The sequence below is a fragment of the Candidatus Leptovillus gracilis genome, from assembly GCA_016716065.1.
GTDB lineage: Bacteria > Chloroflexota > Anaerolineae > Promineifilales > Promineifilaceae > Leptovillus > Leptovillus gracilis.
Genome location: JADJXA010000012.1, coordinates 156,101 through 180,096, shown reverse-complemented (window position 1 = coordinate 180,096; position 23,996 = coordinate 156,101). Strand labels below are relative to the sequence as shown.

The window sequence follows — 23,996 nt, the reverse complement described above, 5'->3', positions numbered from 1 at the left end:
CTGACAAGTTGACAAAAATGTCAGATGATGACCTTTGCGAGTAATGAGTAGACCCCACCATGCTGCCACCCGACAACTCACAAGAACCCTTGCCACAAGAACCCTTGCCACACCCTGCCCGGCTGATACGCCGGTCGTGGTTTGTGGTGGGGATGGGTCTTTTTGTCATTTTGTATGCCACGCTGTTTCCCTTCGATTTTTTCATCCAGAGCGGCGCGTCCTGGCGTGCGGTTTTGGGCGATTTTGATTGGACCCTGATCGCCAGTTACGCGCTGGCCGACATTCCACGCAACGTTGTTTTGTTTGCGCCGCTGGGCTTTGGTCTGGGCGGATTGCTGCTGGCGCGGCGTTGGCGGCTCTGGCCCGCCTGTTGGCTGGCGCTGTTGGTTGGCTTGATGCTGTCTGCCTTGCTGGAGGTTGTTCAGGCGGTGGCCTTGCTGCGTTTTCCTACTGTGCCTGATGTATTGGCGAATGGATTGGGCACGGCCGTTGGCTGCGCCATCCTTTACCGGTGGGGCGGGCAAATGTGGGGTGGCGTGGGCAGGTTGGCGGAGGGGATACGGCCGTTGCGCACCCCCCGCCGTTTTTTCATCATTTGTCTGTTGTATCTGGCTGCCTGGTTGGCCCTGGCTGTCTGGCTGCCAACCACCACTCAGTTGAGCAATTGGGACGACCAGTTTCCGTTGATTGTGGGCAATGAGCAGACGCAGGACAGACCGTGGCACGGCGTGTTGGGCCGGCTTTACCTGGCCGACCGCGCCTTTTCGGACGGCGAAGTGGCGCGGCTGCTGACCGGCGAGAATGTCATGGCCGTTGCTGGCGCTTCACTGGTGGCCCATTATGACTTTCTGGCGACGGCTGACGCCAATTTCCCGCCGTTGGTCCCACAAGGCAGCGGCGCGTTGGTGACTACGCCACAAGGTATTCTGCTGTCCAGGCACGGCTGGTTGGCGAGCGAGGGGGCGGTAACGGCCGTTTCTCAGGCCCTCGCCACCACTTCCCAATTCACCCTGGGTCTGACAGCCGCGTCCGGCGACGTGGCCCAAGGCGGCCCGGCCCGGCTGATGTCTATTTCCGGCGACCCATACCGGCGCAACCTGACATTGGGGCAAGAAGGCGCGGCCCTGGTGCTGCGCTTACGCACGCCGCTGACGGGGGAAAACGGCCGTACCCCCGAATTTATCATACCCGGTGTGTTTACCAATGGTGGTCTACACCAGATTGTGATAACGTATGACAGAACGGCCGTGCGCCTGAGCATAGACGACCCAACCAACGTGTACACCATTGAACTGTTACCGGCCGCAGCCCTGTTCATTAAAACCTTCCCCAACGAAGTCGGGCAGATGCGCCTGAATCGTGGCAATATGGCTGTTTTTAGGCTGCTTTATACCATCTGTCTGTTTTTACCCTGGATGTACTGGTTGGCCTTGCTCCAGCAGCACCAGCGACTCGCCCGGCCACCCCTGATATTCTGGCTGGTTCCAGCCATCGCCTTGCCGGCGATCATGTGGGAGGGCTTGTTAAGCCTGTTACTGCGCCATTACCAGTTTCAACCCGGTTATGCTGCCTTCAACGCGATTGTAATAACAGCCGGTTTTCTCCTTCTACATTGGCTGCGCCTAGTTGAACCCATGCCCGCCCTACCCGACAAATGACAAGAGACTTCATGAGTGGGTTGCACCCACCACCACGAATGAAAACCCTGGGAGCGCAGGCGTCTCGCCTGCCGGGGCGGACGGGACGTCCGCGCTCCCATTTTCAAGGGAGATGACAACAGATAGCAGAAACCGGCGAATAGGGGCAATTTTCGACCTGAATTGTGGCAAACTATCCGGCCTGGCTGGAGCAGGGGGATCATTTTGTCGGCGTAATGCTGTTCTTCAGATTGCTTTACTACTCTGGTAATGATAGCAATCATTGTCCAAAATCAGATCAGGAGATTTTCAATGCGTATACTCATCACCGGTTCGAGTGGGCAAATCGGCACGAACCTCGGCCTCTTTTTGCAGCAAGAAGGACACCAGGTCTTCGGCGTGGACAAACGGCCGAATTCTTGGACCAACGACATCAGCACGATTATTCAGGATTTGAGCATCCCGTATCATCATTATTCAGGCGGGATAGGCATTGAGTACCCAGAAAATCTGGATGTGGTGGTGCATTTTGCCGCCCACGCCAAAGTGCATGAATTGGTGGAACAACCGGACCGCGCCCTGGAAAACATTACCATGACGTTTAACGTGTTGGAATTTTGCCGCCAGAACAATCTGCCGATTATTTTTAGCAGCTCGCGGGAAGTGTATGGCGACATTCACCGTTACATCACGGAAGAGACCTACGCCGACTTTGCCTATACGGAAAGTCCATATTCGGCCAGCAAAATTTCCGGGGAAGCGCTCATTTATTCGTATGCGCAATGTTATGGCTTACGCTATCTGGTGTTCCGATTTAGCAATGTGTACGGCCGTTACGACAACGACATCGAGCGCATGGAGCGTGTTATCCCCCTATTCGTGCGCAAAATCGGGCAGGGTGAGCCAATTACTGTCTATGGCAAAGACAAAGTATTGGATTTCACCTACGTAGATGACTGCATCAATGGCGTCTATCGCGGCATTAAACTTCTGGTCGGCGGCCATCCGGTCAACCACACCATCAACCTGGCTTATGGACAAGGCAACACCCTCGTCGCCATGGCTGAATTTATTGGTGAAGCGTTGGGCAAAAAGCCCGAGATGACGATCAAACCGGCGCGGGTGGGCGAAGTGACCCATTACGTCGCCAACATCGGCAAGGCGCGCGCCGTACTAGATTACACCCCGCAAACATCTCTCCGTGACGGCATCCACAAATCTGTTGCCTGGTCACAAGCGTGGGAAGCGCAAAAAGCGCAGGCTGACCCGGAACCCTGGCATTCATGACTTTATAGTCGCTAGTAGCCGTAAACCTAAGTCTGTATGTCGTTTTCCGTTGGCATTTGCCAGAGACGCTACGGAATACGGGATACGGATTACCGAATACACGGCTACCAGGCTCTATGGAAATGCCTATGAAAATCGCTTTTGTCAACCAGCCGTTGGATATGCTCATCCCGCCGTACCAGAATTCCATTGGCATCTGGACCTATAAAGTTGCACCACAGATCGCTAAGACCCACGAAGTTTTGGTTTATGGCAAACGTTCCAGCCTGCAGAAATCTTGGAATGGGCAGCAGAATGTTCGCTATCATTTTGTTCCGCCGGTCATCCCCAACCGGGTCATGCTGAACTACATGGGAAAACTAAAGTCAAATGACGGCTTACCTCTGTACGCTTCTCGCCTCTATTATTTTGATTACGCTTTTCAGATTGCCGCGCATCTGCGGCGGCAAAATGTACAGATCATCCACATCCATAACTTCACCCAGTTTGTGCCGATTATTCGCGCCCTCAACCCCAAAGCGAAGATTGTGTTACACATGAACTGTGAGTGGCTGAACCAGCTTGATTATGATGTCATGGAGCAAAGAATCGCCCAATCTGATCTGGTTTTGGGGTCGAGTAACTACATAGCCGAATTGGCGCGCCAGCGTTATCCCCATTACGCGGATCGCTGCCAGGCTATTTACAATGGTGTGGATGCTGATGTGTTTGTCGCTAAAGAAGACAATGGCGTGTCAGCCCTGACTGACAAACGTATCTTGTTTGTCGGCCGGGTGTCACCGGAAAAAGGGATTCATGATCTGATAGAGGCGTTTTGTCTGGTGGCAGAAAAATATCCGGAGGCGTCCCTGGATATAGCCGGTCCCACTGGCTCGTTACCAAGCGAATTTATCGTCGGCGTTAGTGAGGATCCGCTGGTGCAAGGTCTGGTGAGGTTTTATCAGGAAGATTACAGTGTATATCTGCAACGATTGATTCCTGACCGCCTGAAGGATCGGGTGAATTTTCTGGGTGGTATGGGGCAGGCCGATTTGGTGAAGCATTACCAGAATGCGGCCGTATTGGTGAATCCCTCTTACAGCGAATCGTTTGGTATGAGCCTGGTAGAAGCGATGACTACGCGGATTCCGGTAGTGGCGACCCGCGCCGGTGGCATGGTGGAAATTACGGATAACGGCCGTGCCGGGTTGTTGGTAGATCGTGGCGATGTTGCGGCGTTGGCGGCTGCCATTTTGCGCGTTTTTGCCGATGCGCAGCTGCGCCAGGAATTACAACAGCTCGGCTATGAACGCGCCCAAATGTTGTTTTCCTGGCCCCAGGTGGCGCAGAGCTTGCTGGATAAGTATGAAAAATTGTTTGAAATAGGTTGATGTTACGGCGATTAGAAAAGTTGGGAGGTGGAATGACTCAAAACAAGACCAAAGTTAGCATCGGTTTGCCGGTATATAATGGCGACAATTATCTGACAGAAGCTATTGAGTCTGTGTTGGCCCAAACGCATGAAAATTTTGAGCTGATCATCTCGGATAACGCTTCGATAGATGGCACAGAAGAAATCTGTAGGACTTACGCGGCGCAAGACGGCCGTATCACTTACCTGCGCAACCCAGAAAACCTGGGGGCCGCCCCCAACTACAACAACACCTTCCACGTCGCCAACGGCCGTTACTTCAAATGGATAGCCCACGATGACCGCTGCGCGCCAGAGTTCTTGCAGCGCGCCGTAGAAATTCTGGACAACGAACCCAACGTCGTCGTTTGTTATTCCCAGACCATCCTCATTGACCAACATGGCGACGTGATCGAACATTACTCTGACGATCTCCATTTGCGCTCGCCCGAACCCTTCCAACGATTCCAAAAATTGGTGAATACGCCCGGTTGGTGCAACCCAATCTTTGGCCTGATGCGCTCATCGGTCCTGGCGAAAACGCCGCTCATCGCCAATTATCCCCGCTCAGACCGCAACCTGCTGGCCGAACTGACGCTGTATGGCGAGTTCTACGAACTGCCGGAATTTTTGCTGCATCGGCGGGTACATCCACAAATATCCACCGAAGTGCATTATCAGGAAAAAGAACTGGCCGTCTGGTTCGACACGCGCAATAAAAACCGGTTGATTCTGCCACGCTGGCGCCGCTATTCCGAATACTTGCACATGGCGCGCCGCGCCCCGATTTCTATGACCGATCGTTTACGGGTGATTGGCTTTCTAAGCAAAAATGTGTTTTCGCTCGATAAACTGCGCAGCCTGGGCAGCGATCTGTTAACCGGCGCACGCACCAGCCTGAGATCGGCCAACAACCCACCTGATTCATCCCAGGAAAATCAACTGGCCGACGACCATTCTCAATAGATAAAGATCACCATTCAGCTTCCAACATCATGTCTATTCAATCCAGTGCGCAAAGCGTCCTCTGGCGCTTGTTGGCAGCACGCTCGCAGGGGCCGGATGAAACATTCTGGCGGCAGAAGGCAGTGGTCTTTGCGCCGCATCAGGATGATGAAACGCTCGGCTGCGGCGGTACGGTCCTCGCCAAAAAAGCCAAAGCTGCCCACGTTTCTATTGTGTTTATGACCGACGGCCGTCTTTCCCATGCCGGCCTTATCTCCGAAGCCGATCTCATCGCCCGCCGGGCTGATGAGGCGTTAGCCGCCTGCCACGCGCTGAACGTGGCGGCTGAAGATGTCTACTTTTTGAACATACCCGACGGCCGTGTGACTCAACAAAAGGATACGGCCGTCCCCCAAATCGTCAAATTGCTCAGTAATCTCCGGCCAGAACAAATCTTCGTCCCCTACCGCCACGAGCCACCGCCGGACCATTACAGCACCACCCACGCCGTCCTCGCCGCCCTGGAACAAATCGGCCAACCGGTCGAAGTCTACGAATACCCCGTTTGGGCCTGGTATCATTGGCCCTGGGTGGGCCTGGGCAGCAGTGCCCTGGGCGACAGACGCGCCATTCTCAAAAACACAGCCACCATGCTTTTTGGTCTGCGGCTGTTCGCCGACCTGCGCTTATCTGTTGACATAAACGACCTCGTGGGCCAGAAACGGGCTGCGTTGGCCGAACACCAATCGCAAATGTCCAGACTCCTGCCGGATACTCGCTGGCTAACTCTCGCCGACGTGTCTGATGGGGAATGGTTGGATTGCTTTTTTCGGGGAAAAGAACTCTTTCATCACTACTCATTCTCAGGAAACGGGCCAACGCCGCCAACACCCGGAGACGCAGCCATTTGACGCTGACCCTTTACCAGAGGGAAGGAAGCGTATCCCATGAAAACGAGACGTTTCGCAATGTATCTGTTTGTCGCTCTGTTTTTGCTGGGCAGCGCGTATATTGCCTGGCGACGGCCATCTATTGATGGCATCAAGCGGCGCGTCAACATGGCGGTGGGCACGGCCGTAGCCTTCGCCAGCCCGCCCCAAAGCAATCCGGCCCTCCAGTTAGCCGGCGTCCCCTTCGACCTGGTAGAAATTGACGGCGACGTGGGCGGCGACGTGAAACTGGTCGGCGACATAGACGGCGACGGTTTCCCCGACCTCATCCTCGGCGGTATCACCGACGAAAAACTGAACTGGTACCATTACCCCACCTGGCAAAAAACCGTCATCGCCACGCCCAACAACGAATTTACCACCGACGGCCGTTTAGGCGACGTAGATGGCGATGGCGACATGGACATCGTTGTGCCCGATGGCGACGGCCCCGACAACCTCGTCTGGTTTGAAAACCCACGGCCGTCCGGCGATCCCTTCAGCGGCGAAACCTGGACCCGCCACACCATCGGCACCATCGGCAGTTGGGGCAAAGACGTACACGTGGCCGACTTCGACGATGACGGTTTCCTGGACGTGGCTACCCGCCGGCAGGACGCCGTCATGATTTTCTTCCAGACGGCCGTAAATGTCTGGAACCAGGTGGATTTGAGCGGTCTGAACACCGGCAACGAGGGCATGACCAGCGGTGACGTGGACGGTGACGGTCTCGTTGATCTGGTCCTGCGCGGCCAATGGGCGCGCAATCCCGGCGGCGCGGCGGCGCGCACCGCCGCCAACTGGACCCCCTACGACATCGGCGCGGCCGATTCCGACTTCAAAGCGCTGGTGGTGGATTTGGACCGGGACGGCCGTATGGATGTCCTCTTCTCCAGCTCCGAAAACACGGCCGACGTAGAGTGGTGGTCGGCCGACAATGGCGATCCCACCGGCGCGTGGACGCGCCACACCATCCTGCCTGGCCTGGAAAAAGCCCACACTCTGCAAGCCGCCGACATGGACCTGGACGGCGATCTGGACGTGGTGTTGGGCCAGATGCACACCTCCGCCGCCAATGAAATCATGATCCTGTTCAACGTGGACGGGCAGGCTACCTCCTGGGAGAAACAGGTGGTCGGCGTCGGCGGCCTGCACAACGGCGTCGTCGCCGACATCGGCAATGATGGCGATTATGACATTTACGGGGCCAACTGGACCGGCAACCCACCGGTTAGATTGTGGGAAAATCGGCTGGATGCGGCCGGGGCGCTGGATCGCTGGACCTACAAGCAAATCACTGACCAACACGCGCAAACCTTTGGCCTGGGCTTTGGCGATCTGGATGGCGACGGCCGTATAGACATCCTCTCCGGGCGCTACTGGTATGCCAATCCCGGCGGCGATATGTTGGGCGACTGGTCGCGCAGCGAATTTCCCGCCGACATGCACGCCTTCCTCCCCCTGGATGTAGATGGCGACGACCTGGCCGACGTGCTGGCCCAAAAGAGCGAAGGCGACCTGGTCGTCTACTGGCTGGAAGCCACAGACGCCGCCGCGACAGATTGGACGGCCGTTCGCGTGGGTGACGTGCCGGCGGCCAGCCATGAACTGGGCGCGCAGGGGTATCGCACGGCCGTTTTGTCCGCCGACTCGCCGCCGGTTGTCGCCATTTCCAGCGGCAACGGCATCTACTACTTTGTGCTGCCGGCCGATCCGGCCGCCGGTGATTGGCCGCGTGCCCACGTCAGCGCCAATCCATCCGACGAAGGTTTCGCCTTTGGCGACGTAGACGGCGATGGCTACCTGGACGTTGCCGCGACCACCGGCGATTCCAAGCGGGTGGAATGGTATCGCAACCCCGGTGACGGCTCCGATGGTTGGGCGGCTTTCCAGATTGGGACGTTTGACGAAGCGCTCTACCCGGACCGCACCGAACTGGCCGATTTGAACGGCGACGGCCGTCTGGACATCATCGTTACCGAAGAAAACGGCGAAGACGCCGACGCCCAGACCTTCTGGTGGGCGCAGCCGGCCGATCCGACCAGCGGCGATTGGCCGCGCAGCCTCATCGTGAGCCAGGCCACCACCAACAGCCTGGACGCCGCCGACATGGACGGCGACGGCGACGTAGACCTGGTGTTGGCCGAACATCGTGGCCGCAAGGCAACGGCCGTGTGGATCAACGACGGTCAGGGCAATTTCACCGAGAAGCTGGTTGACGAAGGCCACGAGAGCCACCTGGGCGGGCAAACAGTAGACCTGGACGGCGACGGCGACCTGGACGTCGTCAGCATCGCCTATGACGAGTCGCAGTTCATCCACCTGTGGCGCAACGACGAGTTAAACCGCGTTACGACCCCAACCACAACCACGACCCCATCGGACAGCGCCGCGACGCCAGAGGTAATGCAGCCGGAAGCCGCGGAAACGGCCGTGCCGCCCGAAGCGCTGGCCGACTTTGCCGCCATCCAGGGGCCGCTGGCGCTGTACATGTTTGCCGAAGGCGCGGGCAATGTGGTGCGCGACGTGTCTGGCGTGGGTGAGCCGTTGGATTTGTTGATTGGCGAGGAAACGGCCGTTACCTGGCTGCTGGACGGTGGGCTGCTGCTGCAAGCGCCCACCATTCTGGTGACGGAACAGGCTGCTGCCAAGCTTAACAGCGCCATCCCCGCCAACAACGAACTGACGCTGGCAGTCTGGTTAAAACCGGCCAGCACCGGGCAAGACGGCCCAGCGCGCATCGTCAGCCTGTCGTTTGACCCGTTTTACCGCAACCTGACGTTGGGGCAAGAGTTTGGCGCGTACGACGTGCGCCTGCGCAGCAGCGACACGTCGGAGAATGGCGTGCCGTCGCTGATCACAGCCGACAACGTGGTGACGACCGACCTGGTGTATCTGGTGTATACCCGCGACGCCAGCGGGCAGGCGACGCTTTATCAGAATGGCGAAGTGGCCGCCGCCGGACAAATTGGCGGCGACCTGGCCGGTTGGGACGCCAGCTATCGCCTGGCGCTTGGCAACGAGTTTTCGTTGGACCGCCCCTGGTTGGGTGAATATCACCGGCTGGCGCTGTACGGCCGGGCGCTAAGGGCCGCCGAGGTCGCCGAACAATTCCAGGCGGGACCGGATGCGCCCGTCGTGCAGCCTGAACCAACCACACTTCCGCCGACCGAAGTTGCGGCAACGGACGTTGTGGCAACAGACGTTGTGGCAACGGCCGTGCCGGACGCCGTATCCAGCGCGGTCAGCCCGCAGCCGGAATCTACAGCACCTGCGCCATTGCCGGAACCGGAAACGGCCGTATTCTCGCCGGGCATCCTGGCCGTTGGCGTGAGCGTCATGGCTATTTTGGTTCTGGGCGGTTTTTTTGTCCTGCGCCGTAGAAACTGACCGTCAAGGTGAACATGAGTATTGCCAAGTCTGAAAAGACCACCGTATCCAGCCTTTATTTTACCGATTCCTTTGTGCAAACCTTAAGCGCCGGGGAGGTGATCGGCAGCCGGAATGCGGCTGGCGTGCGCCGGGGCGGCGTGGACGTCGAGCGCGTCATCAGCACGGATGGTGGGGCGCTGCGTATCCAGCCGCTGCGGCAGCCGGGCTGGGGGCGTTCTGGTCTGGCCTATGGCCCGTATCGGCGTGAGAATGGGCTGGCGTTTGGCGTGCATATGTTAAACGGCCACAACACGTCGCAGGTCGGCGACCTGGGGCAGAGCATTCCGGGGCGTTTGCAGCGTTGGCTGTTGGGTGGTGAAACCCAAACCATTCCGCAGCGCCTCATCGCCTGGACTCGGGGCGGCCACAAAAAGCATTTTGTGCGGCAGTGGCAGCGTTGGATCTGGCTAAATCGGCATTACCGGCGTGTCGAGAGCGGCCTGCTGGACGAAAATCTGGCGGTGGGCTGGTTCCCCGCGGAAAATCCGACCGATCCTGTCGCCCAAGGCAATTCGTTGATCGTTCATGCCACCGGTGCGGAAAACGGCGAACTTTGGGCGCGCGCGGCGGACTGGCAGCTGCCGGTTTTGCGCGGTCTGCAAAATATCCCGATTTATTACGTGGTGGTTTTGCGGCAAAAAGGGGCGGCTTATTATGCGGCGTCGCTGCCGGGAGCGCATGGGCTGGCGGCTTTTCCGCTGATGCGGCCGTTGGCGATTGACGCCTTTGACGATGCGCCGGAGGTGTACGCCGGCGTGCATCAGAGTGTGTTGGGGCAGATTGGTTTTCGCGTAGATTCGCGGGTCTATGGCACGGCCGTGCAAAAAATCGCCGCTCTGGATAGCTGGTACGGCACGGCGCACCTGGCCGACCGATTGGTGGGAAACGGCCGTCTGACCGATTCTCCGGCAGAACAGGGCGGCGCGTGGCGCGTTTATCAGGGCGATTTTGCGCGCACGGCCGGTGGCGCGCGCGCTTTGGAGAACGACAGCCTGGCGATTTTAGACGCCGGTAAACCGGTCGGCCTGGTTCATGCGCTGGTGAAGTTGGATACGCCAGACAGCGAAGCGCAGTTGGTCTGGCGTTTTCAGGATGAGGCCAATTATCGGAGCCTGGCAATGCGGCAAGACCGCTGCCGTCTGCTGTTGCGGCTAGACGGCGTCGTGGCGGAAGTGGGTGTGGATGAGGCGCATGGTTGGCTGGCGGATGCGGCCAATTCGGTGCAGATTGCAGATGATGGCGAGCGTTTTTCGGTGGCGGTGAACGGCCGTTTCCTCTTCAACGACTGGTTCACAGACGCCAGACTGCAAAACGCGGGCGGCGTCGGTTTCTGCGGGGCGTCGGGTGGTGATGTGGCGCTGCGCGATTTAGAAGCCCATCCACGAGCGGTTGCGGTTCCGGCCGAATTTGCGTTTGCCCCGTCCTGGCAGCCGGGGAAAAGGGTGATGGCCGTTGCCGACAATTTTGCCGGGGAAGCGGCCGATCTGAACGGCCACAAAACCAGCGTGGGCGGCAAAGTGTGGCAGAAAGATTTTGGCCGGGGAACCATCACCCTGCGCGGAGATGAAGCGGCCGGGGTGGTTGGCGGCCCTACCAGTCCCAATCCTGGCCGCACGTTTTACACCATCCCCTGGGATGATCCCGCGTTCGCCGAACTGGAGGTGGAGGTGACACCCCCCGGTTCTGTGCGCGGCGATTGGGAACACGGCCGTGGCGGGTTTGTCTTCTGGCAAGATGAACACAATCAGCTATTGGTGAACACCTGGCTGGATGATTCTTACCAGGGCGCTTCGATTTCGTCCTTCTTTTACATCAATGGCTTTGAGGAAATTTTTGACGCTGTGTGGAGCAACGTGGGCGGGCGCATTCATTGGGGACGGCCGTATCGCCTGCGCGTGGCGTTTGATGGCGTGCATTACATGGCTTATGTCAACGACGAACCGGTGTTGTATCGCGCTCTGACGGACGTCTATCCACAATTTAACCGCCTGACGATTCGACGGGTGGGCATTTTAGCCAACTGGGAATGGGGCAATGACACCGGCACGGTGTTCCGGCAGTTTACTGCACGGCGTAAGGAGCAATAAAATGAGTTCTACAAAGGGCAAGGAACAAGCTGGATTCATCAAACGTATCCGGTCTAATCAGACGGTGCGCCGTTTGCAGCGGTTGTGGGTGCGCAACCGCGACGTGACGATTGCCGAAGGCATTGGGACAGGGCTGCGTTTCAATTCCGCCAATTCCAACCCGGAATATGGGCTGGGCCTGAACGAAATGCCTGTGCAGGAAGCGTTTGGGCGCTATTTGCATGAGGGCGGCGTATTTTATGACGTGGGGGCCAACGTGGGCTTCTTCACGGTGATTGGGGCGCGTCTGGTCGGGCCGGCGGGGCAGGTTCATGCCTTTGAGCCGGTGCCGGAGAATGCGGCCGCGGTGCAGCACAATTGTGATTTGAATGGGATGAAGCAGGTGACGGTGTGGGAAACGGCCGTGTCCGACACCAACGGCACAGGCGAACTGCAATTGGCCCATCATTCCGGCGGGGCGTCCCTCTCCGTGGCTGCGCCACCGCCTGATTACAAAGGGACGATATCGATCAGCCTCATCACGCTGGACGATTTTGTCGGTCAACAGCGTGGCGCGCCACCTTCCTTTGTGAAGATAGATGTGGAAGGGGCCGAAATAAATGTCTTAAGGGGGATGACACACACTATTCAAACGTACAAGCCTACCTTAATAATTGAAATAGATGATGGTGAACCGGCCGAATTTCAGCGCAAAAAGGAGCTTTGCATGACCTTTTTGGCGGAATTGGGCTACAAAATTGAAATGTTACCGGATTCCTATGCTCGCGGTAACTGGACCGTAGAGAACTTTGTGGCTTTGCCAGCATGAGGATTTTTTAATTTTTACGTCATTTTTGGGTGTTTGCGGATTGACGATTGCAGACCAACACACTATAGTGCTGATTGCCTGTTGCTAATAATGCCCACTTGAGAAACAAATCGAGAGACAAAAAGGGGCCGTATAGTAAAAAAATTTAGTGCTAAGGAAAGGTCTGTATGAAACTCAAAAAACCGGTAATCTTTGGAATCGTTGCGTTTTTCATAAGTATCGTAACAATCTCCTTATCACAGCAATTCACATCGCCGCCAGCTATCCTATCCGCTCAACAACTCCCCACTGTATATCTGCCCTTTATGACCACTGCCGAAATGCCAGACAGTTTTACGGAAACCTTCGACGGTACACCGCCTAATCCGACGCCGTGGCGTTCACCCAATTGGGACATCACCGTTCACTCACGAGATGGAAACACATGGTTCAACCTTGAAGCGATGGATGCCCAACATGGCCCTAACTGCGAATCGCCGGCGACGACCCATCGCACTACCGCATATGAGGACGCCGTTTTTCAATGTAACAATCATATTATGACTGCCATCAATGCCTCTGCTTATGGGTTGATCTACCTGACGCCCAACCAGTTGGTAGATTTTTCGGATGGTGAGGCAGTTATTCGTTGGGATATGTCTACCGAGCGTCGCTCCACCCGTGATTGGATAGACATATGGATTACCCCGTACGAAAATAACCTTCAGCTTACGTTGCGAGATTGGTTGCCCGACTTGAGTGGCCCGCCCAAAAGAGCCATTCACATTGACATGGGCGATTTGAATGGCACCACGTTTGTCGCCAGCGTTTATCGCAATTTTCAAGAAGGTAGTCTGGATGGAAACTCCTGGATTCCCTATGACGATTTTCTGGATCCCAGTCCAGTGCGCCGGGACACCTTTGAACTTCGTATTTCCCGCACGCACATTAAATTTGGTATGCCCGATTACAACTTCTGGTGGGTGGACACCGATATTAGCCTATTGGACTGGTCGCAAGGCGTTATTCAGTTTGGCCACCACTCGTATACGCCCTGGAAAGATGGGAATGGGGGGCCTCAGACCTGGCACTGGGATAATGTTTTTATTGAACCGTCCTTACCTTTTACTATCCTGAAAGCTGACCGACGTTATGTAAACGAAAGCGGCAGCAACCGCGTTAACTTTTCTGCCCCAGCCCCGTCGAATTCTCATTTGCGGTTTGCCGGTATTGGGGGAAGTTTGCAGGTCAGTTTTAATAATGGCAGCACCTGGCAAAATGCCGTATACCAGGAGCATAGAGATTATTCGTTCGCGGACGAAGCCTTCAAATCTTATTGGATGCCAATCCCCCAGGGAACCAGCAGCGTTCTGTTTCGAGGGCAGGATTGGTGGGGTGGTGAATGGATGTTCCGCGACATTTCGATCTGGTCGCGTCAGGCGCCGTAACGGCGCAGCAGATTAGGCAACCGGCAAGCCTTTGATGATCTTTTGCGTGTCTATACATAAGTCTGGATAAACTTAATTTGTTTGTTCAGAAACAAGAGTTAAAGTAGGGGCTTTAACCGGGTACTATGGACCGGTTGAAGCCTCTACTATGGTTTAAAAAGTATAATATGCAAGTCTTGTGCATAGCTCAGGGAGACACAAATGATTCGCTTGGTATTATATCGGTTATTTGAAAGCTATTTCCGACATCGGTGGCTGTATTTGCTGCCGATAGTGATGATGACGGGACTTAGTGTTTACTATGTCTTTTACAGGGTGGAACCCAAATACATTTCCCAGGGTGTCTTGTATGTACAGGGTGAGTCTTTGTTGGCGTCGCTAACGGCCGTAAGCAGCAGCAGCACAAATTGGTGGATGACACCCTCGCAAGCTGTCTCCCGGCAGGTCACCGATTTGATGCAAACCAATGCGTTTGTTCGCGCTGTGATTGCCCAGACCAAATTGGAGTCCGAGATGAATCAGGGTGACGACGTGGTCAATGAAATCCTTGGACAGACGCGCAGCAATGTTTGGGTCAGCACCATCGGCGACAATCAAATTTCTATCAACGCGGCCGATGAGGACCCCGAATTAGCCTATCAACTTGTGAATGCCACGCTTGAAAGTTATCTGCAATGGCAAATTAATGCGCGCAGAGCGGAAAGCGAGTCGGCGCAGGGCTTTTTTAGTGAATTGATCACAACTTATGAAGAAGAATTATCCGCAGCCCGTCTAAACATGGAAGAATTTCTGCGCAATAATCCAGCGCCAATACGGGGTGAACGACCGGGCGGGGAACAATTAGAAATCGAGCGGCTGCAAGCCACCATTGACCTGGCGGCTGCACGGTATGCCAGCGCGCTCGATAAAGAGGAAAACTCCCGGCTGGCGATGGCGCAAATTGAAAGCGATATGCGGCAGACTTATTTTGTTATTGATGCGCCAAGACTTCCCACTGATCCAGAAACGTCCCTCCGAGAGACTATCATGAATATGGCGATCTTTGTTGTTGTTGGTTTCTTGTTAAGCGGCGGCGCTATCGTAGGTTCTGCCATTTTGGACCGCAGTTTCCGCCTACCGGTGGACGTACAAAGCCGTTTGGATCTACCTGTTTTGGCAGAGGTGCCAGACATTTCACCACGTAAAAGACGTTTTTGGCAGCCAAAGCCCAAAGCAGCGGGGTTGGAAGAAAGCAAGCGCGTTCAGGGGGATTCGACCGAACAAGAGCCATCTCCGGCGGAAGTTGCTGTTTGAGTAGACTGCTCATCAGATGGGTAGTTTAATTTCTGGCGGAAGAATTTGCCGCCTACGCTAAATGGACATGTTGAAGTTGATGTCGTTGTGAGATAGTTGGCGATATGGCAATCATACGAAGAGCAAAAAAAGAACCACCTTTTGATTCATTGGTCTTGCCCGGAGGTGATGGTAATCCGGTTCAGGTTTTTGATGGTGTTGTTGTGGAAAGGTTGCGCCAGATGGTAACGCGCATGAATCGTACATCTGGTTTGCCCAAGTGTTTGGCGCTGGTGGCAGCTTTGCGACATGAGGGCGTAACGTTTAATTCGCACGCTTTGGGTGTGGTGATGGCCCACGATCTAGGAGCCAGGGTTTGTGTGGTTGAATTGAACTGGTGGTGGCCCTCGCAGTCGCCATTTGTTGCGCCGGATAACGAGGGCTTGGCGGCCGTTATCACGAACAAAGCTGTGTTGGAAGATGTGGTAGCGCCTACCGGCTGGTCTAATTTTTCCTATTTGCCAGCCGGCGTGTTGGAAAAGAGGGATAGACCAGTGATGGCGCGTAGTCAGGTCATGCACAATATCCTTCATGAACTACAGACGCGATTTGATTTTTTGATTTTAGATGTGCCTGCTTTGCGAGCCACAAGTGATGCTGTGCCTTTAGCTTCTTTGGCGACAGCATGTGTATTGGTGATACATCAGGGTGTGACCGTAGTCGAAGATGTGCGGCTTGCTTTGGACGATATAGACCATATGGAAGTTAAAGGGGTGATATTGAACCGCAACAAAATAGCGACGCCAGGTGTAATTTCAAGATTGTTGTCTATATAAAACGCCATTTGTTGTGGAAATTGCGTGAAGATCTGACAGATTTTGGCCTAAAAGTAACCTTATGAAACTATTTGTCTTGTTTATCGTTGTTTGTTTTGTTGGCGGCGTGTTTTCTTGGAAAACTTCGTTCAGGCGTCGCCAGCAGGTTTTGTTTGGTTTGTGCCTGTTTGTTGCGTTTGCGTACTACTTCATGAATCAAATTTGAAAATCAATTAACAAATTGATTTTGCCTGAAGGGTGTCTGAACTATAATGCAAGGTTCTTTGTACGGCAGCAGTATTCATACAGTAGATGGGCGCAGGCTGCATTCGGCTGTCATATGGCTTTTTTGGTTTACGGCCGTTCTCGGTTTTTCGGCTCTGGTTGCTTTGCTGATGCTGCGGAGTGGCCCCACACCCGGTTCAATCGGCTGGATTGTTTTTCTTTTTGGTCTGGTCCTTATCTTTTATCGGCCACGGTACGGAATCTATCTAATCGTTTTTTGGGGACTGTCTGGCGACGGCGTTCTGACGCCCTGGCACCCATTTTTGAAGAACTTTTCAAGCCCAGAATCTATCCTGTATCTCAATGACGCCCTGATTGTGAATCCGCTGGAGGTTTACATTGTGGCTATGTTTGTTTCCTGGTTGGGCAGCGGATTGATGCGGCGAAAAGTACGTTTTTATACCAGCGAACTCTTCTGGCCGGCCATCGCCTTCCTCTTTTTTGTTGTGGTCGGCTTGTTCTATGGCATTTTCACCCGTGGCAATTTGAATATGTCCCTTTGGGAAACCCGCCCCATGTTTTACCTGGTTGCGATGATCATTTTAACCAGCAACTTGTTAGATAAACGAGAACACTTTAGCCACCTTATGTGGGCGGCTGTTGCCGCGCTCAGCATCGAGAGCATCTATGGCGTTTATCACTTCCTGGTAAATTTGGATGGCACATTGGCAAACGTGAGCGCTATCACCGAGCATTCGGCGGCTATTCATTTGAACACGCTTTTTGTTCTATTCGTGACGCTTTGGTTGTATGAAGGTTCAGCCATTAAGCGCTTTGGTATGATACCGGTGATTCCCTTTGCGCTGCTCACTTATCTGGCGATGCAGCGCCGCGCGGCGTTTATCACCCTGTTTGTCGGGCTGTTTTTTATTGCCATTTTGCTATTCATAGACAAGCGCCACGTTTTCTGGCTGGTTATGCCTCCAGCGGCGATTGTTGGTCTTTTGTACGTGGCTGTTTTCTGGAATGCCAGCGGCACATTGGGGCTGCCGGCCCAGGCAATTAAATCTGTTGTGGCCGAAGATCAGGCTGATGCTTCCGATGTATCTTCAAATCTTTATCGGCAGATTGAGAATGTGAATATCAGTTTTACCATCCATCAGAGGCCATTAACGGGGGTGGGCTTTGGGCAGCCTTTTTATATTCTTGTGCCGCTGCCCGACATAAGTTTTTTTGAGTGGTGGTCTTATTTACCTCATAATTCGGTGGTTTATATCTGGGTGAAGGCGGGCGTCGGTGGATTTTTGTCTATGTTGTTTTTTGTGGGCACGGCCATCCTGGTGGGCACGCAGGCCATCCGGCGTATGCCCCACAATGAGCTGCGAGCCTTTGCCGCTACTGCGACAATTTACATGGCGATGCACTTTATTTTTGCCTATGTTGATATTTCTTGGGATGCCCCAAGTACGCTTTATCTTGGGGCGATGATGGGTATGGTCAGTTGTATGGAACGTGTTGTTGGGCAGTCAACGGCCGTTAAAAAACCACGTTGGCCCTGGCAGCCGGAGCCACACCCCGCGCCGGGACTCCTTTAACGCCACTTGTGAACTAGACGAAACCCAGGCTACCAATGTTTCCGCATCAACGGTGATAACCGCAGCCAACGGCCGGGCGCATTTTTGAGCTTGGAGAAAACGAAACAAACTATGAAAAATCTCATCGCTAAAGCCGTAGAGATTATAGGTGAAGAGCTAGGTTCTTTTCATCTGCGTCTGACGATCGTGCGGTTTCTGGTGTTCTTCTTGCCAGATAACGTCGGCAATCGGCTGCGAATGCGCTTGCTTCGTCTATTTGGCTTTCGGGTTGGTAGAAGTGGCATACTCATGGGGATGCCAACGATAGCTGGTGTGGGGAATGTTTACGAAAAACTACACATTGGAGATAGTTGTTTGTTTAATGTAGGGTGTCATTTTGACCTGGCTGCTCCGATTACTATCGGTCATAATGTGGGTGTAGGTCACCAGGTCCTTTTTCTTACAGGTTCCCACGAGATTGATGATAGTAAACGTCGAGTAGGTCCATTAATGACCAGCCCCGTTGTGATTCACGATGGCGCCTGGTTAGGCGCACGTTGTATTATTCTGCCTGGAGTCACTATCGGCAAAGGGGCCGTTGTTGCTGCTGGCGCGGTTGTTACCAAAGATGTACCGGCAAATACATTGGTAGCCGGAGTCCCCGCCCAAATCATTCGTGAACTTGACGTGGATTAGGTTTACATCATTTGCGATTTTCTGCCAACGCATACGGCCGTTCATCATCACCTGCGCCTGCGCTTTTGTAGACATAAACATTGATTTGACCTCTATATAATAGTTGGCCTGCAGACACCACTGCTGATGGAGCACAATGATCAACGGGAAGATCTCCATATTATTTATGCAGTCACAACCCTATTACCTGGCCGATTCCCAGATACACGAAAGGCTTATGCACTATCTGAATCGCGGGTGCTTTGAGGTGCATATTGCCTGTAATCCAGACTCAATGCAGGAGAAGTCCTCGCCGTTTGCGGCGTTTAGCCAGCTACCGGACGTGTATCTAAGGCCAACCAACTTTGGCCCTTCAATCAATTCTCGCCCCCGAACAAAATTGAACGCAAATCTATTTCGGGAAATCATCAGGCTGCCCAAGACAGCCTATGATTTGGTTCGGTATGTGAGAAAACACAAAATAGACATCATTCATTGCAGCGAAAAACCACGCGATGTGTTTTATGGCTATTGGTTGGCAAAGACGTGTGGGGCAAAATGCCTGGTCCATTTACATGTAAAAGTGGAAGACTGGCTTAGTCCCTTCTCGCAATGGGCGATGCGCAGGGTTGATGCCTTGGTGGGCGTTTCCAATTTTGTGGCAGAATCAAGCATCAGCATGGGGTTTTCGGCAGAAAGAACCCATTCTATTTTAAATGGATTGGACCTCGCCAACTGGGAAGAAGTGGTGAGCGACGGCCGTATTCGCGCCGAATTTCATATTGAACCAGAAACCCCGCTGCTTATTGCCATTGCTCGTCTGGCTACCTACAAGGGTCAGGCAGACTTATTGCGCGCTTTGGCCAAAGTCAAAGAAGCCGGGCAAAACTTTCATTTGCTCATTGTCGGCAGCCCGGATACCTATATGAGCAATCTGGCTGAATTAAAGGACCTGATCGAATCTTCGCAACTGACCGAATTGGTGACAGTAACCGGCTTCCGCAGCGATGTCAGGCATTTTTTTGCCGACAGTGACATCTTCACACTGCCCAGTTTTGAGGAGCCGTTTGGCATGGTGTTTGTGGAGGCAATGGCTATGTGTAAACCAATCGTGGCGTTAGCCAGCGGAGGTGTGCCGGAAATTGTGGAACACGGCCGTTCCGGGCTGCTATCTGAGCCGCATGATATAGAGCAGTTGGCGGCGAATATTGTGCAGCTCATCCAAGACCAGGCATTACGAGAGCAGATGGGCATATACGGCCGTACCCGGGTTTACCAATACTTCAATGCCCAAAGAATGACCCAAGACTTTGAAAAACTATACACCAGCCTGGTGAATGAGTCGTCGGTCGAATCCACCAGCAAACCACGTCTATCGCATTAATATATCTATGGGACTCTCGAACATTCTTCAAACAGGGCGTGGCTACACTACAGGCATTTGGCAAAATGGCTGGGCTGTTATTTACGCCCAATGGTACCTGCGCCGGGCTACTCACTTGGGTCCCAAAGTACGGATATGGGGCAAACCGGTCATCCACAATTGGGGGACGCTCATCGTTGAAGAACGGGTTCGTCTGGTGTCCACTATCGCCACCCTGGAAATAGTGGCCGCCCCCAACGCCACTCTCTCCATTGGCGCCGGCGCTTTTATCAACTATGGTTGTTCCATTGCCGCCCATCAGCATATTTCCATTGGCCCCAACTGCAACATCGGTACCTACGTACTCATCATGGACAATAATTTTCATCGCTTGGAGCCGGAACGGCGGTACGAAATGCCGGAATCCAGGCCAATTGTCCTTGAGGAAAACGTCTGGTTGGGCGCGCGCGTTATTGTTTTGCCCGGCGTTACCATTGGCGCCGGCAGCGTGGTGGGGGCCGGCAGCGTAGTAACGCGAGACATCCCGCCGCGCAGTTTGGCCGTTGGACTGCCCGCTAAGGTCATACGAGAACTATAATAGATGCCCATTCTTAGCGTTGTATTACCCACTTATAACCGGCTGGAACGCCTGAAAATGGTATTGGCTGGGCTTGAGCAACAAACCTTCCCGCTGTCAGAGTTCGAGGTGCTGGTTGTTTCTGATGGCTCTACAGATGGCACTGAGGCGTATTTACAAACGTATGCTGCTTCCTTCGCTTTGCGCGGCCTGACACAAGAGAATCAAGGCCCGGCGGTGGCGCGTAACTTGGGCGTGGCAAAGGCCAGCGGTGACATTGTTCTGTTTATTGACGACGACATTGTGCCTGCGCCGCAGTTAATTCAGGAACACTTGAAGATTCATCAAAGCGACGACGGCCGTACTGTGGTATTAGGGCCAATGTTGACGCCGCCAGCTTTCCAGATGCTGCCCTGGGTGCAATGGGAACAGGCCATGTTAGAAAAACAGTACAACAGCATAGTCAGCGGGCGCTGGCAGCCATCGGCCAGGCAGTTTTATACCGGCAACACCTCTTTGGCCCGGCAGCACCTCCTTGACCATGGTGGTTTTGATCCATCTTTTCGGCGCGCCGAAGATGTGGAATTGGCTTATCGCCTGTCTGGAAGTGGCCTGCGTTTCCAATTCAATCCGCAGGCCATTGGCTACCATTATGCCGAACGCAGCTTTTCTTCCTGGCTCAAGATTCCGTACGATTACGGCCGTAACGACGTTCGCTTTTACAAGGATAAAGATCAGAAATGGCTGCTGCCAGCAATCTTTCACGAATTTCGCTGGCAGCGCAACCCACTGATTCAACTTCTTACCTATGTCTGTTTGGGTCACACAGCGCTCAGTACGGCCGTTGTTTCCGGGTTGGCGCGCATCGCTCAGACAGGCTCCAAAATGAATTGGCGCGGTATTACCCGGTTCGCTTATAGCGGCATCTTTAATCTGCAATACTATCAGGGAGTAGCCGATCAGTTGGGCGGTCGAAAAGAATTCTTCAGCGGTTTCCGCAAATACCGAAGCCAATAACCGACCTGTCAGGAATCACCTGGGCATCAGGGTCTGCCAGGTCTTATCAGCCGGAAAGAAACTACATGGTACGTGCAGCTTTTGTCATGGAACAACATATAGGCCACCGGGCTTATTATGAGAACCTGCGGCGGTTTATTGATCAATCATCATCCGTTGAGGTATCGTGGATTCCAATCACTTATCAACATGCCGGAATTTTGGCTAGTCTTCCGCTGCTGCCAGACCACCTGGTTGGCACGCTGAGCGGCCGCAGCGAAGTACGTCAGGCATTGAAAAACGCTACTTACGATGTCGCCTTGTTCAACACCCAGGTGCCGGCAGCAATTGCTGGCAGCATTGTTCGGCGTAAACCTTACGTCCTTTGTACCGACATTACACCGCTTCAATACGATGAGATGAGCGAACAGTATGGTCACCGCGCCGACGATGGTGGATTGTTGAGTCGGTATAAACACTGGGCGAATGTGAACCTGTTCAGAAATGCCGCCAAGGTTTTGCCCTGGTCTTCCTGGGCGAAAGCATCGCTGATGGCCGATTATGGCGTTGCCAGCGAGCAAATTGTGGTGATTCCACCCGGGGTAGATTTGGATGTCTGGAAGCCGGGAACGGCCGTGCCAGACGGACCGCTTCAGATTTTGTTTGTCGGGGGTGATTTGTATCGCAAAGGGGGCGATGTGTTATTACAAGCGTTTCGTCTATTACCAGAGGGATGCGCCAACTTGCACCTGGTTACACGCACAAGCCTGCCGCCAGAGCGCGGCGTGGCGGTTTACAACACCATGCAGCCTAATTCACCGGAACTGATGGCGCTGTATCAATCCGCCCATTTGTTTGTTTTGCCCACCAAAGCAGAAGCCTTTGGAATTGCCCTGGTAGAGGCTTGCGCTGTGGGTTTGCCGGTTATTGCGACGGCCGTTGGTGGGGTGACCGATATTGTTGTGGAGGGAGAAAACGGCTTCCTCACCGCGGCAGACGATGTTCATGCGCTTGCCGATCACCTCCAGCAATTGGCCGCAAACCCAGGCCTGCGCCAGCAACTGGGCTGGGCGTCTCGTCGGCGCGCCGAAGAATTATTCGATGCCCGGCAAAATGCGGCCAGAGTGGCTCAAATTGTTGTTGAGTCTGCTGCCGGGGAGTTTCACGGATGAAAGCGCAAACTGTATTTATCTTTTGCGTGGCTCTCCTGGCAAGTTTGGTCGGCTGCGCCACCGGGAGTATCGAGCCACAGTCAACCTATGTACCACAAGCTACGCCAACAACCCATTCGTTTTTTTTGAGCGATGGCAGCCGTCTGACTCAAGAACCGGTGGACAATGGACTGGTAACGGCCGCTCCTACCGTCGCCAATTATTTTAGTGCGCGTAACACATCCACTCCTCGCCCCACAAGCGCGCCACGGGCAACCGTGCCACCGCCCACTCGTGACATCTCCAGCTTAAATACCGAAAGTTTCATCATTTACGATGATGCTCTGAACGAAGACTGGGTAGTCCAGGATAATCCCGATGCAGAAGTAGACCTGGCGAGTACGACGCAAGTTCATGCCGGGCGTAAAGCGATTGCCTTTACCCCATTGGTAGATTTCACCACCCTGTTTTTTACAATTGAGCCAGAAGCCGAACGGTCTTTTCCCTATGAAGAAACAGTGGGTTTCAGCTTTTGGCTGAACGGTGGTGATGATTATATTGAGTTCAACGAGCTGGCCGTAACTGTTACCAGCAGCAACGATTTTGCCTATTGGCGGCCCGACGATACTTCTGTGCAATTTCCTGAAGGGGAGTATTTTTCGGAAACGCGCCTATATTTTCTTGGTATCAACGGCTCCATCCCGCCGAATACCTGGGTGCAAATTTATGTCTGGATTGATAACCTGATTTATGATCCGGTAGCTAATTATGTCACCGGGTTTTATATTAAGAACGATGAGGGGTTTTACAACACGATCTACATTGATGATCTAGAGATCATCATGTTGGCACAAACGTCATCTACTGCTGATGCCCCGGCCGTAGTTGACGTAACCCCTGCGCCGGAACGTGCGACTGTTGTAGGGACAAGCGCCACGCCAGAAAGCACGGCCGTTTCCCCCCCATCCACCGCTACCCCAGATGACGCCTCACAAACAGGCGACGATGCTCCTGTTTGTGTCGTATCCCCGCCCGATGGCTGGGTGCGGTATACCATTCAACCCAATGACATCTTATCCAGCCTGGCTGTGCGGGCGAACGTTTCAATGGAAGTCGTCATCAGCGTCAATTGTTTGGAACCTGGGGACGTACTCAGCATTGGTAAAACCCTATGGCTGCCCCAGCTGCCAGCTACGTCAACGCCACGTCCCCCGTCTGGTTAAATCCAGTAGTTATGAATCATCACAGCAATTCTCAATTTGCCCTGGTGTGATAGTAGGGGCGTGACGGCGCGGACAGGTAACAGCCGCTGCGAACGGCATTTTCCCGCGCCGTCTCGTCCAATGGGACCCAAAGAGGGGCGAGACAGGCGGAAGGCAAGGCATTGGTGATTGGCAAAAATGTCG

18 protein-coding genes are annotated in these 23,996 nt (G+C 54.1%); all 18 read left to right on the top strand.

The annotated features are described in order from the left end of the window. Positions 1-59 precede the first annotated feature (59 nt). Positions 60-1,658: a VanZ family protein gene (locus IPM39_22725; GenBank protein ID MBK8988854.1), complete on the top strand. Its 1,599-nt coding sequence runs from the start codon at positions 60-62 to the stop codon at positions 1,656-1,658. A 291-nt stretch (positions 1,659-1,949) separates the two neighbouring features. Next, positions 1,950-2,924 (top strand): NAD-dependent epimerase/dehydratase family protein, encoded by a 975-nt coding sequence (locus IPM39_22720; protein MBK8988853.1) that lies wholly within the window; start codon positions 1,950-1,952, stop codon positions 2,922-2,924. Positions 2,925-3,052: 128 nt separating this feature from the next. Next, positions 3,053-4,294, top strand: a complete 1,242-nt coding sequence (locus IPM39_22715; protein MBK8988852.1) for a glycosyltransferase family 4 protein — start codon at positions 3,053-3,055, stop codon at positions 4,292-4,294. 32 nt (positions 4,295-4,326) lie between these two features. Beyond that, positions 4,327-5,280 (top strand): glycosyltransferase family 2 protein, encoded by a 954-nt coding sequence (locus IPM39_22710; GenBank protein ID MBK8988851.1) that lies wholly within the window; start codon positions 4,327-4,329, stop codon positions 5,278-5,280. Positions 5,281-5,309: 29 nt separating this feature from the next. Continuing rightward, a complete protein-coding gene (locus IPM39_22705) occupies positions 5,310-6,170 on the top strand; it encodes a PIG-L family deacetylase (GenBank protein ID MBK8988850.1) in 861 nt (286 codons plus the stop codon). Between the two features lie 36 nt (positions 6,171-6,206). Further along, positions 6,207-9,578 carry a VCBS repeat-containing protein gene (locus IPM39_22700; GenBank protein MBK8988849.1) on the top strand — a complete coding sequence of 1,124 codons (3,372 nt, stop codon included), beginning with the start codon at positions 6,207-6,209 and terminating at the stop codon, positions 9,576-9,578. A 14-nt stretch (positions 9,579-9,592) separates the two neighbouring features. Next, a complete protein-coding gene (locus IPM39_22695) occupies positions 9,593-11,707 on the top strand; it encodes a nucleotide-binding protein (protein ID MBK8988848.1) in 2,115 nt (704 codons plus the stop codon). A gap of 1 nt (position 11,708) precedes the next feature. Continuing rightward, positions 11,709-12,515 (top strand): FkbM family methyltransferase, encoded by an 807-nt coding sequence (locus tag IPM39_22690; GenBank protein ID MBK8988847.1) that lies wholly within the window; start codon positions 11,709-11,711, stop codon positions 12,513-12,515. Positions 12,516-12,682: 167 nt separating this feature from the next. Continuing rightward, positions 12,683-13,942, top strand: coding sequence for a hypothetical protein (locus IPM39_22685; GenBank protein MBK8988846.1), 1,260 nt, complete (start codon positions 12,683-12,685; stop codon positions 13,940-13,942). 201 nt (positions 13,943-14,143) lie between these two features. Next, a complete protein-coding gene (locus IPM39_22680; GenBank protein ID MBK8988845.1) occupies positions 14,144-15,235 on the top strand; it encodes a lipopolysaccharide biosynthesis protein in 1,092 nt (363 codons plus the stop codon). A gap of 104 nt (positions 15,236-15,339) precedes the next feature. Beyond that, positions 15,340-16,050 carry a CpsD/CapB family tyrosine-protein kinase gene (locus IPM39_22675; protein MBK8988844.1) on the top strand — a complete coding sequence of 237 codons (711 nt, stop codon included), beginning with the start codon at positions 15,340-15,342 and terminating at the stop codon, positions 16,048-16,050. A 527-nt stretch (positions 16,051-16,577) separates the two neighbouring features. Next, the gene (locus tag IPM39_22670; protein MBK8988843.1) at positions 16,578-17,849 is read left to right on the top strand and encodes an O-antigen ligase family protein; all 1,272 of its coding nucleotides are present in this window, start codon (positions 16,578-16,580) and stop codon (positions 17,847-17,849) included. A gap of 237 nt (positions 17,850-18,086) precedes the next feature. Next, positions 18,087-18,524, top strand: a complete 438-nt coding sequence (locus IPM39_22665; GenBank protein ID MBK8988842.1) for an acyltransferase — start codon at positions 18,087-18,089, stop codon at positions 18,522-18,524. Positions 18,525-18,741: 217 nt separating this feature from the next. Then, positions 18,742-19,887, top strand: a complete 1,146-nt coding sequence (locus IPM39_22660) for a glycosyltransferase family 4 protein (GenBank protein ID MBK8988841.1) — start codon at positions 18,742-18,744, stop codon at positions 19,885-19,887. A gap of 7 nt (positions 19,888-19,894) precedes the next feature. Further along, positions 19,895-20,464: an acyltransferase gene (locus IPM39_22655; protein MBK8988840.1), complete on the top strand. Its 570-nt coding sequence runs from the start codon at positions 19,895-19,897 to the stop codon at positions 20,462-20,464. Positions 20,465-20,467: 3 nt separating this feature from the next. Further along, positions 20,468-21,460, top strand: coding sequence for a glycosyltransferase (locus tag IPM39_22650; protein ID MBK8988839.1), 993 nt, complete (start codon positions 20,468-20,470; stop codon positions 21,458-21,460). 65 nt (positions 21,461-21,525) lie between these two features. Next, complete coding sequence (locus IPM39_22645) at positions 21,526-22,611, top strand: glycosyltransferase family 4 protein (protein MBK8988838.1); 1,086 nt, start codon at positions 21,526-21,528, stop codon at positions 22,609-22,611. After that, positions 22,608-23,813 carry a LysM peptidoglycan-binding domain-containing protein gene (locus IPM39_22640; protein ID MBK8988837.1) on the top strand — a complete coding sequence of 402 codons (1,206 nt, stop codon included), beginning with the start codon at positions 22,608-22,610 and terminating at the stop codon, positions 23,811-23,813. The genes IPM39_22645 and IPM39_22640 overlap by 4 nt, the downstream gene beginning before the upstream one ends. The last annotated feature ends 183 nt before the right edge of the window (positions 23,814-23,996 follow it).

What these genes read in the sequence shown, in the direction of transcription:
- IPM39_22695 (MBK8988848.1), top strand. Translation starts at nt 9,593, where the DNA reads ATGAGTATTGCCAAGTCTGAAAAGACCACCGTATCCAGCCTTTATTTT.
- IPM39_22715 (MBK8988852.1), top strand. Translation starts at nt 3,053, where the DNA reads ATGAAAATCGCTTTTGTCAACCAGCCGTTGGATATGCTCATCCCGCCG.
- IPM39_22675 (MBK8988844.1), top strand. Translation starts at nt 15,340, where the DNA reads ATGGCAATCATACGAAGAGCAAAAAAAGAACCACCTTTTGATTCATTG.
- IPM39_22660 (MBK8988841.1), top strand. Translation starts at nt 18,742, where the DNA reads ATGCACTATCTGAATCGCGGGTGCTTTGAGGTGCATATTGCCTGTAAT.
- IPM39_22700 (MBK8988849.1), top strand. Translation starts at nt 6,207, where the DNA reads ATGAAAACGAGACGTTTCGCAATGTATCTGTTTGTCGCTCTGTTTTTG.
- IPM39_22665 (MBK8988842.1), top strand. Translation starts at nt 18,087, where the DNA reads ATGCGCTTGCTTCGTCTATTTGGCTTTCGGGTTGGTAGAAGTGGCATA.
- IPM39_22640 (MBK8988837.1), top strand. Translation starts at nt 22,608, where the DNA reads ATGAAAGCGCAAACTGTATTTATCTTTTGCGTGGCTCTCCTGGCAAGT.
- IPM39_22680 (MBK8988845.1), top strand. Translation starts at nt 14,144, where the DNA reads ATGATTCGCTTGGTATTATATCGGTTATTTGAAAGCTATTTCCGACAT.
- IPM39_22720 (MBK8988853.1), top strand. Translation starts at nt 1,950, where the DNA reads ATGCGTATACTCATCACCGGTTCGAGTGGGCAAATCGGCACGAACCTC.
- IPM39_22650 (MBK8988839.1), top strand. Translation starts at nt 20,468, where the DNA reads ATGCCCATTCTTAGCGTTGTATTACCCACTTATAACCGGCTGGAACGC.
- IPM39_22705 (MBK8988850.1), top strand. Translation starts at nt 5,310, where the DNA reads ATGTCTATTCAATCCAGTGCGCAAAGCGTCCTCTGGCGCTTGTTGGCA.
- IPM39_22645 (MBK8988838.1), top strand. Translation starts at nt 21,526, where the DNA reads ATGGTACGTGCAGCTTTTGTCATGGAACAACATATAGGCCACCGGGCT.
- IPM39_22690 (MBK8988847.1), top strand. Translation starts at nt 11,709, where the DNA reads ATGAGTTCTACAAAGGGCAAGGAACAAGCTGGATTCATCAAACGTATC.
- IPM39_22725 (MBK8988854.1), top strand. Translation starts at nt 60, where the DNA reads ATGCTGCCACCCGACAACTCACAAGAACCCTTGCCACAAGAACCCTTG.
- IPM39_22710 (MBK8988851.1), top strand. Translation starts at nt 4,327, where the DNA reads ATGACTCAAAACAAGACCAAAGTTAGCATCGGTTTGCCGGTATATAAT.
- IPM39_22655 (MBK8988840.1), top strand. Translation starts at nt 19,895, where the DNA reads ATGGGACTCTCGAACATTCTTCAAACAGGGCGTGGCTACACTACAGGC.
- IPM39_22685 (MBK8988846.1), top strand. Translation starts at nt 12,683, where the DNA reads ATGAAACTCAAAAAACCGGTAATCTTTGGAATCGTTGCGTTTTTCATA.